Source organism: Bifidobacterium sp. B4142 (assembly GCF_026537325.1).
In the GTDB taxonomy this organism is placed as follows: Bacteria; Actinomycetota; Actinomycetes; order Actinomycetales; family Bifidobacteriaceae; genus Bombiscardovia.
Genome location: NZ_JAFNMJ010000001.1, coordinates 341,988 through 354,776, shown reverse-complemented (window position 1 = coordinate 354,776; position 12,789 = coordinate 341,988). Strand labels below are relative to the sequence as shown.

Annotated in this window: 15 protein-coding genes; 1 reads left to right on the top strand and 14 read right to left on the bottom strand. The window is 59.8% G+C overall.

The genetic code is table 11. The features are described from left to right. Positions 1 to 62 precede the first annotated feature (62 nt). The 5 genes from rpsK to J3U06_RS01520 all read right to left on the bottom strand — a co-directional run bounded on the left by rpsK (position 63) and on the right by J3U06_RS01520 (position 2,031). Positions 63 to 461, bottom strand: a complete 399-nt coding sequence (gene rpsK, locus J3U06_RS01540) for a 30S ribosomal protein S11 (protein ID WP_015022328.1) — start codon at positions 459 to 461, stop codon at positions 63 to 65. A 55-nt stretch (positions 462 to 516) separates the two neighbouring features. After that, a complete protein-coding gene (gene rpsM, locus J3U06_RS01535; protein ID WP_015022329.1) occupies positions 517 to 894 on the bottom strand; it encodes a 30S ribosomal protein S13 in 378 nt (125 codons plus the stop codon). A 133-nt stretch (positions 895 to 1,027) separates the two neighbouring features. After that, on the bottom strand, positions 1,028 to 1,141 hold the full coding sequence (gene rpmJ, locus J3U06_RS01530; RefSeq protein WP_015022330.1) for a 50S ribosomal protein L36: 114 nt from the start codon (positions 1,139 to 1,141) through the stop codon (positions 1,028 to 1,030). A 25-nt stretch (positions 1,142 to 1,166) separates the two neighbouring features. Then, a complete protein-coding gene (gene infA / locus J3U06_RS01525) occupies positions 1,167 to 1,385 on the bottom strand; it encodes a translation initiation factor IF-1 (protein ID WP_015022331.1) in 219 nt (72 codons plus the stop codon). A 184-nt stretch (positions 1,386 to 1,569) separates the two neighbouring features. Then, entirely contained in the window at positions 1,570 to 2,031 is a 462-nt protein-coding gene (locus J3U06_RS01520; protein ID WP_267444102.1) for an Hsp20/alpha crystallin family protein, read from the bottom strand. A gap of 383 nt (positions 2,032 to 2,414) precedes the next feature. Here J3U06_RS01520 and gdhA point away from each other — a divergent pair, with 383 nt between their 5' ends. Then, complete coding sequence (gene gdhA, locus J3U06_RS01515; RefSeq protein WP_267444101.1) at positions 2,415 to 3,761, top strand: NADP-specific glutamate dehydrogenase; 1,347 nt, start codon at positions 2,415 to 2,417, stop codon at positions 3,759 to 3,761. A 232-nt stretch (positions 3,762 to 3,993) separates the two neighbouring features. Here gdhA and J3U06_RS01510 read toward each other — a convergent pair whose 3' ends face one another. From J3U06_RS01510 to rplF, 9 genes are all read right to left on the bottom strand, one after another. Then, entirely contained in the window at positions 3,994 to 6,009 is a 2,016-nt protein-coding gene (locus J3U06_RS01510) for an ABC transporter ATP-binding protein (protein WP_267444438.1), read from the bottom strand. Further along, positions 5,999 to 7,882 carry an ABC transporter ATP-binding protein gene (locus J3U06_RS01505; RefSeq protein WP_267399402.1) on the bottom strand — a complete coding sequence of 628 codons (1,884 nt, stop codon included), beginning with the start codon at positions 7,880 to 7,882 and terminating at the stop codon, positions 5,999 to 6,001. Before J3U06_RS01505 ends, J3U06_RS01510 begins: the two co-directional genes overlap by 11 nt. A 242-nt stretch (positions 7,883 to 8,124) precedes the next feature. Then, positions 8,125 to 8,697 (bottom strand): adenylate kinase, encoded by a 573-nt coding sequence (locus J3U06_RS01500; protein ID WP_267444100.1) that lies wholly within the window; start codon positions 8,695 to 8,697, stop codon positions 8,125 to 8,127. Between the two features lie 241 nt (positions 8,698 to 8,938). Continuing rightward, positions 8,939 to 10,267: a preprotein translocase subunit SecY gene (secY, locus tag J3U06_RS01495; protein ID WP_024626782.1), complete on the bottom strand. Its 1,329-nt coding sequence runs from the start codon at positions 10,265 to 10,267 to the stop codon at positions 8,939 to 8,941. 187 nt (positions 10,268 to 10,454) lie between these two features. Beyond that, a complete protein-coding gene (gene rplO / locus J3U06_RS01490; RefSeq protein ID WP_267399400.1) occupies positions 10,455 to 10,919 on the bottom strand; it encodes a 50S ribosomal protein L15 in 465 nt (154 codons plus the stop codon). Between the two features lie 2 nt (positions 10,920 to 10,921). Continuing rightward, positions 10,922 to 11,107, bottom strand: coding sequence for a 50S ribosomal protein L30 (rpmD, locus tag J3U06_RS01485; protein WP_024626784.1), 186 nt, complete (start codon positions 11,105 to 11,107; stop codon positions 10,922 to 10,924). After that, positions 11,107 to 11,868 (bottom strand): 30S ribosomal protein S5, encoded by a 762-nt coding sequence (rpsE, locus tag J3U06_RS01480; RefSeq protein ID WP_024626785.1) that lies wholly within the window; start codon positions 11,866 to 11,868, stop codon positions 11,107 to 11,109. Before rpsE ends, rpmD begins: the two co-directional genes overlap by 1 nt. Further along, a complete protein-coding gene (gene rplR, locus J3U06_RS01475; protein WP_015022343.1) occupies positions 11,865 to 12,236 on the bottom strand; it encodes a 50S ribosomal protein L18 in 372 nt (123 codons plus the stop codon). The genes rpsE and rplR overlap by 4 nt, the downstream gene beginning before the upstream one ends. A 1-nt stretch (position 12,237) precedes the next feature. Beyond that, positions 12,238 to 12,777 (bottom strand): 50S ribosomal protein L6, encoded by a 540-nt coding sequence (gene rplF, locus J3U06_RS01470; protein WP_267430139.1) that lies wholly within the window; start codon positions 12,775 to 12,777, stop codon positions 12,238 to 12,240. Positions 12,778 to 12,789: the final 12 nt, after the last annotated feature.

Sequence of the window (12,789 nt, the reverse complement as noted above, 5' to 3'; positions counted from 1 at the left end):
TCAGCTCCAACCGGTGGTGCACTCACCGGTCTTCGCGGGTGGATTCATGGGTTTTTTAGTGCTCAGACGCGACGGCGCTTGGGAGGACGAACGCCATTGTGTGCCTGTGGGGTCACATCAGAGATGGAACCGACCTCCAGGCCTGCGGACTGCAGGGAGCGGATGGCGGTCTCGCGGCCCGAACCCGGGCCCTTGACGAAGACATCCACCTTCTTGACCCCATGCTCCATGGCCTTGCGGGCTGCGGATTCGGCGGCCATGCCCGCTGCATAAGGAGTGGACTTGCGGGAGCCCTTGAAGCCTACGTCGCCGCCTGAAGCCCAGGCCACTACAGCACCGGAAGGATCGGTGATGGAGATGATGGTGTTGTTGAATGTTGACTTGATATGCGCCTGCCCGACCGGAACCGACTTGCGATCCCGACGACGAGGCTTGCGCGCGGCCTGCTTTGCTGCTGCCATTGATCCTCGTTTCCTTGTCACGAATAACTGATTGCTAGTGCGAACCAATACGGCCTTACTTGGTCGCCTTCTTCTTTCCGGCGACGGTGCGCTTGGGTCCCTTGCGGGTGCGGGCGTTGGTCTTGGTCCGCTGACCACGTACGGGCAGACCCCTGCGGTGGCGCTGGCCCTGATAGCAATTGATCTGGATCTTACGGCGAATATCGGCGTCGATCTCACGACGCAGATCACCCTCGATCTTATAGTTGCCTTCGAGGTAATCACGCAGCGTAATGAGCTGCTCATCCGTGAGATCCTTGACGCGGGTGTCCGGATTCACTCCGGTCGCGGCAAGTGTTTCCTTGGCGCGGGTACGCCCCACACCGAAAATGTAGGTGAGGGCTATCTCTATACGCTTCTCGTTGGGGATGTCGACTCCGGCAAGACGTGCCATTGCGATTCCTTTTTTGTTCTACGCAGGTCGTGCACCGAGTCTTCCGGTCTCCCGGCCCGGGCCTGCGCACCCGGGGTTCAGCCTGTCGGCTGTGACTCAGCGCCTTTGGTGTTCGTTGCCGCTGGGAATCCGCTCAGCCCTGGCGCTGCTTATGGCGTGGGTTTTTGCAGATCACCATGACGCGGCCGTGACGACGAATCACGCGGCAGTTCTCGCAGATTCTCTTCACACTAGGGCTGACCTTCATGGTTTTCCTTTGCTTGTGTACCTTGTTACTTGTACCGGTACGTAATCCGTCCGCGGTTCAGATCGTAGGGACTCATTTCGAGCACCACCCGATCCTGGGGCAGAATGCGAATGTAGTTCTTACGCATCTTGCCGGAAATGGTGGCCAGCACTAGGTGCTTGTTCTCGAGCTCGACGCGGAACATCGCATTCGGGAGAGCCTCGACCACACGCCCTTCCACCTCGATCACACCATCTTTTGCCATAAGCCTTCTATCCGATCCTCGGCCGGTTACACAGCGCATCGAAAGACACGCCAAATGGTAAGTATAGCATGAGTAGACCCAGAATTGGACAATAGCGTGTTGACACGACAAAAGGGCCGTCTGGACGGCTGCCACTCAATCAGTATAGCAGTCATTCAGGCGGTCCGTTACGGAATCGAGTCCCTCAGTCCTCGATGGCGATGTTCTGCGTGTTGTCAGCAGGTTCGATGCTGGTCTTGGGCAGAGTCACCTCCAGGGTGCCGTTGGCATAGTGGGCATGAATGTTCTCTTGGCGGACCTTGTCGCCAACGTAGAAGCTACGGGAGCAGGATCCGGTGTAGCGCTCACGCCGAATCCACCGTCCCTGGTCATCCTTGTCACCCTGGTCACCGTTCTTCTGGGCGGAGACAATCAGGTAGCCATCCTCCAGACGCAGGCCGATGTCCTTCTTGTCGAAGCCGGGCATGTCGATGGAGAGCTGGTACTGTCCATCCTTCTCACGCACATCCGTGTTCATCAAGGGGCTGTTCAGCGCGTTCTTAGCGCCCTGGCCCTGCCGACGCCCGTCACGCCAGTTGTTGAAGAAGGGATCGTCGAAGAAGTCGCCGAAGATCGAATTGTTCATCAATGCGGGAAACATAGCCATAATCACATCTCCTGATTCTCTAAGTCATAGTTTCTGCGGACCGGAACCCCAGGTGGACATCCTGACCTGTCCTCCCGAGCTCCCTGCCCTTCACTTTGTCCAAACCGCAGGCCCCGGGTTTCATGCCCAATGTTCACCCAAAGAATAAAAGTTGAGTCTAGGAGACTCAACTTTTGACAGTAGCCCAGCTTGCTCTTCCTGGTCCTCTCATTCTTCGGGCCTTCAATGACCACATGTCAGACATTACGGGACAGAATTCTTGTGACGTAACTTTGAGGCATTTACCATAGGATAAGATTCCGCCAGCCCCCGCAGGCTCTTGAGGGCGGACCCAATCGCATGTGGACCGGACGGACCGGCCATTCCTAGTCAAAGGAGCTCAGATGCTCACCAACGAATACATCAAGCGCGTATACCAGCAGGTTGAGAAGCGCGACGGCGACCAGCCGGAATTCCTGCAGGCTGTCCGCGAAGTTTTCTCCAGCCTGGAACCCGTGGTGGAGCGGCATCCCGAGTATGAGGCCAATGGCGTGCTGGAGCGCCTGGTCGAGCCCGAACGTGCAGTCAAGTTCCGTGTGGCCTGGACCGACGATCAGGGCCACGTTCAGGTCAACCGCGGCTACCGGTTCCAATTCAATTCGGCCATCGGCCCCTACAAGGGTGGCCTGCGCTTCCACCCGACCGTGACCGAGTCGGTCATCAAGTTCCTGGGCTTCGAGCAGATTCTGAAGAATTCGCTGACCGGTCTGCCCATGGGCGGCGCCAAGGGCGGATCCGACTTCGACCCCAAGGGCCGCTCGGATGCCGAGGTCATGCGCTTCTGCCAGGCCTTCATGACCGAGCTGCAGCGCCACATCGGACAGTTCACCGATGTGCCCGCCGGCGACATCAACGTAGGATCCCGCGAAATCGGCTACCTGTTCGGCCAGTACAAGAGAATTCGCGACGAGTACTCGGGCGTTCTGACCGGCAAGGACCTGACCTTCGGCGGCTCCCTGGCCAGGACCGAGGCCACGGGATATGGCCTGTGCTACTACACCCAGGAAGCCTTGCAGACGCTGCGCAAGGATTCCTTCCAGGGCAAGACCGTCGTCATCTCCGGTTCGGGCAACGTGGCCATCTTCGCCACCGAAAAGGCCCAACAGCTGGGCGCCAAGGTGGTAACGGCATCCGACTCCAACGGCTACGTTTATGACCCCAATGGGATTGATCTCGACGTGGTCAAGGACATCAAACTGGGCCACCGCGGCCGAATTCGCGAGTATGCGGACCGCGTGGACTCCGCTGAGTACCACGAGGGCTGCAAGGGCGTCTGGACCGTGCCCTGCGACATTGCCCTGCCCTGCGCCACGCAGAACGAAATCGACGAGGAATCCGCAAAGACCCTGGTCGCCAACGGATGCACGGTGGTCTGCGAGGGCGCCAACATGCCCTCCACCCCCGAGGCCATCCAGGTCTACCAGGATAACAAGGTGCTCTACGGGCCCGCCAAGGCCGCCAATGCCGGCGGCGTGGCCGTCTCCGGCCTGGAGATGAGCCAGAACTCCCTGCGCCTGCAGTGGACCTTCGACGAGGTGGATCAGCGACTCAAGGACATCATGACTGGAATCTTCCAGAAGTCCTACCAGGCCTCCAAGGAATACGGACATGAGGGCGACCTGATGCTGGGCGCCAACGTGGCCGGCTTCACCAAGGTGGCCGATGCCATGGTGGCCCAGGGCATCCTCTGAGATCGAACCTGATTCCTATTCATAAAGGGCCTGACCTGCTGAATTTGCAGGTCAGGCCCTTCTTTTCATGGGGATACCAGTAGCTCAGATGGGGATTGAACTTAGCAAGCCATCAGCTATGCGTAGGGGCGGGAGCATCAGTCATGTGCCGCCCCCACCCCACTGGTTTTGCTTATTGCCGAATCGCAAACTATCGGTGCCTACTCCCAAGGTTCGGCAATTCAGGAGAACCCTACTCTAGCTCCAAGGCTCCGGTGTAGAGCTGGTAGTACTCGCCGTGCCTGGCTATCAGCTCATCATGATTGCCGCGCTCAATGATCCGTCCGTGATCCAGAACCATGATCACATCGGAGTTACGGACCGTGGAGAGCCGGTGGGCGATGACGAAGACCGTTCGGCCGCGCATCAATGCGTCCATGCCCTGCTGGACCACCTCCTCGGTGCGTGTGTCGATTGAGGAAGTGGCTTCGTCAAGGATCATGGCCGGCGGATCGGCCACAGCCGCCCTGGCAATGGAGATCAGCTGGCGCTGACCCTGGGACAGCCCGCTTCCATCCCCTTCTAGAACGGTCTGGTAGCTCTGGGGAAGCATGCGGATGAAGCTGTCGGCGTTGGTCATCCTGGCAGCTTCGATGCACTCCTCGTCCGTGGCATCCAGGCGCCCGTAGCGGATGTTGTCCAGGACGGTGCCCGTGAAGAGGTTGACATCCTGAAGGACGATGCCCAGGGAGCGGCGGAGGTCAGGCTTGCGGATGTTTCTCACATCGATCCCGTCATAGAGGATCTGCCCCTGCTGGATGTCGTAGAAACGGTTGATGAGGTTAGTGATCGTGGTCTTGCCGGCCCCCGTGGCGCCGACCAAAGCCACCTTCTGCCCGGGCTTGGCAAACCAGGTGATGTCGTGCAGGACAGGCTTGCTCGGGTCATACCCGAAGCTGACATCGGTGAATCGCACATCCCCCTGGAGGAGGGTGTATCGGCCATCAGGCGAGGTGATGGCCTGATCCTTGGCCTTCAGGGCCACATCCCGGGCATCGCCTGGAAGCTTCATGGCAGCCTCCAGCGAGCGCCTGCCGTCGTCATCGGCCTCACGCTTCCAGGCCCAGTGCCCTGTCTCATGGTCGACAGGGGTCATGGTCCGCCCGTCCGAGGCCAGTTCGACGCTGACCAATCTGACCGTGCCCTGGTCGGACTCGACAGGCTGGTCGATCAGATCGAAGATCCTGGAGGCGCCGGCCAGGGCCATCATGACCATGTTGAACTGCATGGAGACCTGGCCGATGGGGTTGATGAAGGAGCGGGAAAGAGTCAGGAGGGAGACGATGGTTCCCAGGGTCAGCGGCCCTGCCCCGGTCAGTCCCACATTGCCCATACCCGCGATGCCAGCCAGGCCTCCGACGATGGCCAGGATCACATAGAGCAGGTAGCCCATGTTGCCCACGACCGGCATGGTGACGTTACCGTAGGTGTTGGCCTGGGCCGAAGCCTGAAAGAGTTCCTGGTTCCTCTGCTCGAAGACCTTGGCGGTGGCATCCTCATGGTTGAAGACCTTGATGACCTTCTGCCCGTTGACGGCCTCTTCCACGAAGGCGTTCACCTGGCCCAGATAGCGCTGCTGGTGAACGAAGTAGCGACCGCTTCGGGTGACCAGAACCCGGACCACCACAATCAGAACCGCCGCGAAGACCAGGGTCAGAACGGTGAAGGGGATGGAGAGCCAAAGCATGGAGATCAGGGCTGCCAGGGCGGACAGGACCGAGGAGACCATCTGCGGGAAGGACTGGGAGATGGCCTGACGGAGGGTATCCGTGTCGTTGGTGTAGCGGCTCATAGTGTCGCCGTGCTCATGGGTATCGAAGAAGCCGATGGGCAGCTCCTGCTGGTGAGCGAACATCTGGTCGCGGATGGTCTTCAACGTGCCCTGCTCCACCTTGACGATCAGCCAGTTCCAGAACCAGGAGCAGAAGGTCCCCACTGCATAGAGGCAGCCCATCAGAATCAGGGTCCTCATGAGCGGTCCCCAGTCAGGGTCGGCGGCTCCGACCAGAGGCAGGATGTAATGGTCGATCAGCGGTTGGAGGAAGAAGGCCGATGCCGCCTGGGCTCCGGCGCTGATGATGATGCAGACCACGATCACCGCCAGCTGCCAGCGGTAGGCCAGCAGGTAGCGCAGGATGCGACGGGTCGTTCCCGGCGCGGCTTTGTCCAGGCGGGGCTTGCGGTCCTTGAATGATCCGTCACTCATGATCCTTGTCCTCCTCGCTCTGGTTCCTGGTCTGTGACTCGTAGATGGATCGGTACTCCTGACATGCTCGCAGGAGCTCCTGGTGGGTGCCCTTGTCGAGAATCCTGCCCTCCTCCAGGACCACGATCATGTCAGCGTCCTCCACAGAGGCCAGACGCTGGGAGATGATGATCTTGGTAGTGTCAGGGATCTCCTGGCTGAAGGCGTGACGGATCAGCTGGTCGGTCTTGGTGTCCACGGCGCTGGTAGAGTCATCCAGAATCAGGATGTCGGGCTTCTTCAGCAGGGCACGCGCTATGCACAGACGCTGTCGCTGGCCGCCAGAGAGGTTGGTGCCGCCCTCATCCAGGTAGGTCCGATAGCCGTCGGGAAACTCCCGCACGAACCCGTCGGCCTGGGCCAGAGTGCAGGCGCGCACCAGCTCTTCGTCCGTGGCTTGAGGATTACCCCAGCGCAGGTTCTCGGCGATGGTCCCGGTGAAAAGGACATTCTTCTGGAGCACCATGGCCACCTGGTCGCGCAGGACGGTCAGGTCGTATTGGCGTACGTCCACACCGCCCACCTGGAGGGACCCCTCAGTTACGTCATAGAGACGGGGTATGAGCTGGACCAGGCTCGATTTGGAGGAGCCGGTCCCACCCACGATGCCCAGGGTGGAGCCCGAGGGAACGTCAAGATTGATATGGCTCAGAACAGGGCGTTCGGATCGCTCCGAGTAGCGGAAGGTCACATCCTGGAAGCTGATGGACCCGTCGGCCACCTTCATGACCGGCTTGGCGGGATCATGCACAGTGCTGACCTCATTCAGCACCTGGCAGATGCGCTCCGCCGAAGCCTGGGAGATGACGACCATGACCACGATCATGGAGACCATGTTCATGGCCATCATGATTTGTATGGCATAGGTGACCAGGGCGGTCAGATCGCCTGTGGTCAGTCCTAGGGCCGCATTGTTCCCGGATGCCACAATCTGGGAGGCGCCCATCCAGGATATGACCAGCAAAGAAGCATAAATACAGAAGTTCAACAATGCCGGGTTCAGGCTCATGATCCGCTCGGCCTTGCAGAAGGCACGGTAGATAGCCAGGGAGATACCGTTGAATTTGCGCTCCTCGTAGTCCTCCCGGTTGTAGGACTTGACCACCCTGATGCCCTGAAGGTTCTCATCCACCACATTGTTGAGGTGGTCGTAGGTGTGGAAGACCCGCTCGAAGATGGGATGAACCAGCAGGGACAGACCGATCAGGCCAAAGCCCAGGATGGGGATGGCGATCAGGAAGACCAGGGATATGGGCCTGGAGATCCTATAAGAGAAGAGCCAGGCCACGATGACCATGATCGGCGCCCTGACCCCGACCCTGATCACCATCTGATAGGCGTTCTGCAGGTTGGTCACATCGGTGGTCAGCCTGGTGATGATGGACCCCGTTGAGAAGCGGTCGATGTTGGTAAAGCTGAAGGATTGCACTTTGGCGAACAGATCGCTGCGGACATTCTTGGCCAGGCCGGAAGAGGCGATGGCCGCATACCGTCCGGACATGAACCCGGAGAACAGGGAGACGGCCGAGCAGGCCAGCAGGATCAGCCCGAACTTGAAGATGGCCGGCATGGACCTCCCCGAGACCCCTTGGTCAATCAGGGAGGCCATGATGGTCGGGATCACTATCTCGAGGACGCTCTCCAGAAAGACGAAGGCCGGAGCCAGAAAACTGGCCTTCCGGTATTCGCGCAGGGAGCGCAGAATGGTTCGGATGGTGTGCTTTGGACGCGCTGGTTCCTGCTTATCCGATCTGACCACGGATGCCGTAGAGCCCTTCAAGTAGACCTCTTCTGTTACTGTACTGGTTTCTGTATTTTCCCGGCCAATCACCGACATGCAATACCCTCGCCAGAGGGTCTGAATGCACCAAGGCTATCACCCTGTCCGCCAGTGTTGGGCGGGCGCGCAGGGATTTCCGCCCTCCACAAAAAGAAGCTGTCATGCCACTTGGGTCATGCAGCTTCTTTGCCTTAGCCAGCCTTATCAGGGTCTTGCGAACCAGCCACTCTTAATCTTGGTTTTTATCTGGCAATTTCTGATTCAAGGGGTGACAGGCCTCTCACCTGACAGGTGATGAGTTAACGCTCGTCAAGCTGAGTGATTATCTGCTTGGATATCTGATCGACCTCACCCTGGCCGTCCACTGCGACCAGAAGGCCACGGGTCTTATAGGTGTTCAGCAGCGGGGCGGTCTCTTTGGCATAGATATCCAGACGCTTGGCGATGGCCTCGGGGGTATCGTCCGCCCGCCCCTCTTCCTTGGCACGCTTGGCAATGCGCTTCATGAGTACGTCATGGTCGGCGTCCAGGGCCACCACAGCCGTCAGCGGAGTGTCCAGCTCCTGGAGCATCTTGTCCAGCGCCTCGACCTGGGAGGCCGAACGCGGATAACCGTCAAGAATCCAGCCCTGGGCGGCATCATCCATGCCCAAGCGGTCCTTGACAATCTTATTGGTCAGCTCGTCTGGAACCAGTTCGCCCTTGTCGGTGTAGGCCTTGGCCTGCTTACCCAGCTCGGTTCCGTTCTTAAGGTTGTAGCGGAAAATGTCACCAGTGGATATGGCCGGAATTCCATAGTGTCTACTGAGCAAGGCCGCCTGCGTGCCCTTGCCTACACCTTGAGGTCCCATGATCAACAGTCGCTGTGCCATTCCCTATCCTTTGTTTGATGTTCTTGGTCTACAATCCTGGCGGACCAAACCGCGCAGAACCCTCTTTACCGTATGCTAGCGTCTGCCCGGTCCAAGAGCAGATTCAGCACACTCAAACTCATACGAACTGTCTTCCTGGCGCGGGCCTGACACAAAATGGTCCGGCTCCATGTCAACAAGTGACAGGGTCGGACCATAAGCTGTTTGAATTGATACCACTTGCAGGTGTCTGGCCGAAGGGTCAGCCCTCCTTGTGGTCGCCCTCCAGCAGGAAACCGGTGTACTGGAACTGCTCGGTCTGCGCCCTGGCCTGGCGCAGGGTGTCCAGGCCGACGCCGGCGATAATCAGTATGGTGGTCCCGCCGAAGGGTAGCTTAGAGTTGATCTTCAGCAGCATGATCAGCACCGTGGGAATCAGGGCCACGAAGAGCAGGTAGATGGCTCCAACCGTGTTCAGTCGGTTCATCACGTATGACAGGTACCGGCTGGTGGCCCGTCCGGCCCTGATACCCGGGATGAAGCCGCCGTACTCCTTCATATTGTCAGCCGTCTCATCGGGGTTGAAGGTGATGGAGGTGTAGAAGAAGCAGAAGAAGACGATCATGACCGAATAGAGCACGATGTACCAGACCGAGGTCGTGTTGGCCATGTTGGCGTTGATCCACTTGACCCAGTTCTGATCGGACTTGCCGAACTGGGCGATAAGGGTGGGAATAGCCAGAATAGAGGAGGCGAAAATAGGGGGAATCACGCCTGACATATTGATCTTGAGCGGCAGATAGGTGGAGGATCCGCCGTACATCTTGCGGCCGATCATTCTTCTGGTGTACTGGACGGGGATGCGACGCTGTGCCAGCTCCACGTAGTCGACCAGAATCAGGATGACCACCAGAACAGTCACCACAATGCCGAATTTGACCCAGTCACCGTTCTTGCCGTTGGTCCCCCAGCCGATGTTCCAGAGCTGGGGCAGGAAGCCGGAGCAGATGGAGATGAAGATCAGGACGGACATGCCATTACCGATGCCCTTATCGGTGATCAACTCGGCCATCCACATGATCAGACCGGTGCCGCCGGTCATGATCAGGACCATGACCACCAGATTCCAAACGGAGCTGTCTGGAATGACCTGCTGCTGGCATGCTCCGTTGAAGAGCGCACCGTTGCGGGCTGTAACCAGAATGGTCGTGGACTGCAGCACGGCCAGACCGATGGTCAGATACCTGGTATATTCGGTCAGCTTGGCCTCGCCCGATTGACCCTCCTTGTGCAGAGCCTCGAAGCGAGGAATGACCACGCGCAGCAGCTGCACCACGATGGATGCGGTGATGTAGGGCATGATGCCCAGTGCGAAGATAGACAGCTGCAGCAGAGCCCCGCCCGAGAACAGGTTGACCAGACCGATGAAGTCCTCATTACCGGCCGTGGTGATGCACTTCTGCACGGAAGGATAATCCACGCCTGGGGTAGGTATGAACGACCCAATGCGATAGATGATGATGATGCCAAGAACGAAGAAGATTTTCTTCCTCAGCTCCTTGGTCTTGAAGGCCTGGATTAACGTCCTCACCTAAGTTCCCTCCCTACGCGACCGCGCGTTGGTCTCGGTGCATCGCACCTTCTTGCTCCGACCAGCTTAACCGATGGTTCCGTCAAATCATGATGGCAACCGGGTCGGAAACGAATTCCGGCCCCCACCCGCTTGGAGCGGGGAGGGCCGGAATCACATCTGCCTTGCGGTCTGTCCCCTGCGAGTATCAGTTCTCGGAGACGGACCCGCCTGCGGCTTCTATCTTGCTTCTGGCCGAGGCCGAGGCCTTGATGCCCTTGAGGGTGAAAGCGGCCTTTACGTCGCCGTCACCCAGGACCTTGACAGGGCGGCCCTTGCGAACCGCTCCCTTGTTGACCAGATCCTCGACGGTGACCTCGCCGCCCTTGGGGAAGAGTCCTTCCAGAGCACCCAGGTTGACCACCTGGTACTCCTTCTTGAAGGGGCTCCTGAATCCACGCAGCTTGGGCAGCCGCATGTACAGGGGCAGCTGGCCGCCTTCAAAGCCCGGACGTACCTGGTAGCGTGCCTTGGTGCCCTTGGTGCCACGACCGGAGGTCTTACCCTTGGACCCCTCACCGCGACCCACACGGATGCGGTCGCGCTTGGCGCCCGGAGCAGGACGCAGATCGTGCATCTGCAGGATGGTGGGCTCTTGCTTGTCGCTGGCCATAATCAGTCTGCCTCCTCTACGTTCACCAGGTGGCGGACCTTGTTGGCCATCCCCCGGTAGACGGGGGTGTCCTCACGCAGGACGGTCTGGCCGATCTTATGAAGGCCCAGAGACCTGACGTTCTCCTTCTGGCGGTCGGTGGCATGAGCCACGCCCTTGACCAGAGTGATCTTGATCTGCTTGGTCATCACTCACCTGCCTTCGACTGCTCGTCAGCCTTGGCCTTGGCCTCTTCGCGTTCCTTGCGCTCGTCGGCAATGCCGGCGGCACGTGCGCGCAGGAGGGAGTCGGGGGCGACCTCCTCCAGGGGCAGACCGCGGCGTGCCGCGATCTCCTCGGGCTCCTCCAGCTGCTTCAGGGCAGCTACAGTGGCCCGCACCATGTTGACGGCCGTAGCCGATCCCATGGACTTGCTCAGGATGTCGGTGATGCCGGCGCACTCCAGGACGGCGCGAACCGGACCGCCGGCGATAACGCCGGTTCCTGGGGCTGCAGGCCGCAGGAGGACAGTACCGGCCGCATCGTGGCCGATCACCGGGTGGGTGACGGTGCCGCGGATGCGGGGAACGGTGAACATATGCTTCTTGGCATCCAGCTGACCCTTGGAGATGGCTGCGGGAACCTCGCGGGACTTGCCGTAGCCAACGCCCACGGTGCCCTTGCCGTCGCCCACGACCACCAGGGCCGCGAAGCTGAAGGTACGACCTCCCTTGTGGACCTTGGAGACGCGGTTGATGGTCACGACCCTGTCGAGCATGTCGTCACGCTCGTCGCGGTCGCGACGGCCACGACGGCCATCCCTACGGCCGTCACGGGAACCGCCCCGACGACCGCCTCGGCGATCATCGTTCCGGTCGTTCCGATCCCTTCTGCCACCCTGGCTGGACTGAGCGTTTGTGGAATCTTCAGTCACCTGGGTTGTTTCCTTTGTCGTTTCGTTGTCGCTCACAGTGCCAAACCTCCCTCACGGGCGCCTTCCGCAACCGCTGCGACCCTTCCGTGGTACTTGTTGCCACCACGATCGAAGACCACGGTGGTGATGCCAGCCTTCTTGGCCTTGGCTGCGATCTGCTCGCCGACCTTGCGGGCGGCCTCGGTCTTGGTGCCCTTGAAAGAGCCGTAGTCCGAAGCCATGGTCGACTCGCTGACCAGGGTGACACCCCTGGTGTCGTCGACGATCTGGGCGATCATATTGCGATTGGTCCGAGTAACCACCAGACGGGGACGCTCTGCCGTGCCGGAGACGTGCTTGCGCAGACGGGCATGGCGGCGCAGACGGGCGATCTTCTTGCCTTTGCCTAGTATCGAGACCGTCATATCACTTACCAGCCTTTCCAGCCTTGCGCAGGATGTGCTCATCGGCGTACTTGATGCCCTTGCCCTTGTAAGGCTCGGGAGCACGCAGGGCGCGGATGTTGGCCGCGGCCTGGCCGACAGCCTGCTTGTCGATGCCGGAGACGACCACTTCGTTGGCGTTCGGCGTCTCGAAGGTGATGCCCTCCGGGGGGTCGACAGTGATGGTGTGCGAGTAGCCCAGCGAGAACTCCAGGGACTTGCCCTTGGCGACCACACGGTAGCCGGTGCCGACGATCTGGAGGTGCTTGCTGTAGCCCTTGGAGACGCCTTCAACCATGGACGCCACGATGGAGCGGCTCAGTCCGTGCTTGGCCTTGGTGGTGCGGTCCTCGTCGGCGGGGGTCATGATGATCTCGTTGCCCTCGACCTTGCCGGTGATGCCCTCAGGCAGCGTGTATGCGTCGGAACCCTTGGGGCCCTTGGCGGAGAATTCCTGGCCCTTGAAGGCCACCTCCACACCTGCCGGAACGGCGATGGGGAGCTTACCAATATGCGATGCCATGTTCAGCTCTCC

Coding starts and splice junctions, on each gene's coding strand:
- rpsK (WP_015022328.1), bottom strand. CDS start 461: ATGGCAGCAGCAAAGCAGGCCGCGCGCAAGCCTCGTCGTCGGGATCGC.
- rpsM (WP_015022329.1), bottom strand. CDS start 894: ATGGCACGTCTTGCCGGAGTCGACATCCCCAACGAGAAGCGTATAGAG.
- rpmJ (WP_015022330.1), bottom strand. CDS start 1,141: ATGAAGGTCAGCCCTAGTGTGAAGAGAATCTGCGAGAACTGCCGCGTG.
- infA (WP_015022331.1), bottom strand. CDS start 1,385: ATGGCAAAAGATGGTGTGATCGAGGTGGAAGGGCGTGTGGTCGAGGCT.
- J3U06_RS01520 (WP_267444102.1), bottom strand. CDS start 2,031: ATGGCTATGTTTCCCGCATTGATGAACAATTCGATCTTCGGCGACTTC.
- gdhA (WP_267444101.1), top strand. CDS start 2,415: ATGCTCACCAACGAATACATCAAGCGCGTATACCAGCAGGTTGAGAAG.
- J3U06_RS01505 (WP_267399402.1), bottom strand. CDS start 7,882: ATGTCGGTGATTGGCCGGGAAAATACAGAAACCAGTACAGTAACAGAA.
- J3U06_RS01500 (WP_267444100.1), bottom strand. CDS start 8,697: ATGGCACAGCGACTGTTGATCATGGGACCTCAAGGTGTAGGCAAGGGC.
- rplO (WP_267399400.1), bottom strand. CDS start 10,919: ATGGCCAGCGACAAGCAAGAGCCCACCATCCTGCAGATGCACGATCTG.
- rpmD (WP_024626784.1), bottom strand. CDS start 11,107: ATGACCAAGCAGATCAAGATCACTCTGGTCAAGGGCGTGGCTCATGCC.
- rplR (WP_015022343.1), bottom strand. CDS start 12,236: ATGACGGTCTCGATACTAGGCAAAGGCAAGAAGATCGCCCGTCTGCGC.
- rplF (WP_267430139.1), bottom strand. CDS start 12,777: ATGGCATCGCATATTGGTAAGCTCCCCATCGCCGTTCCGGCAGGTGTG.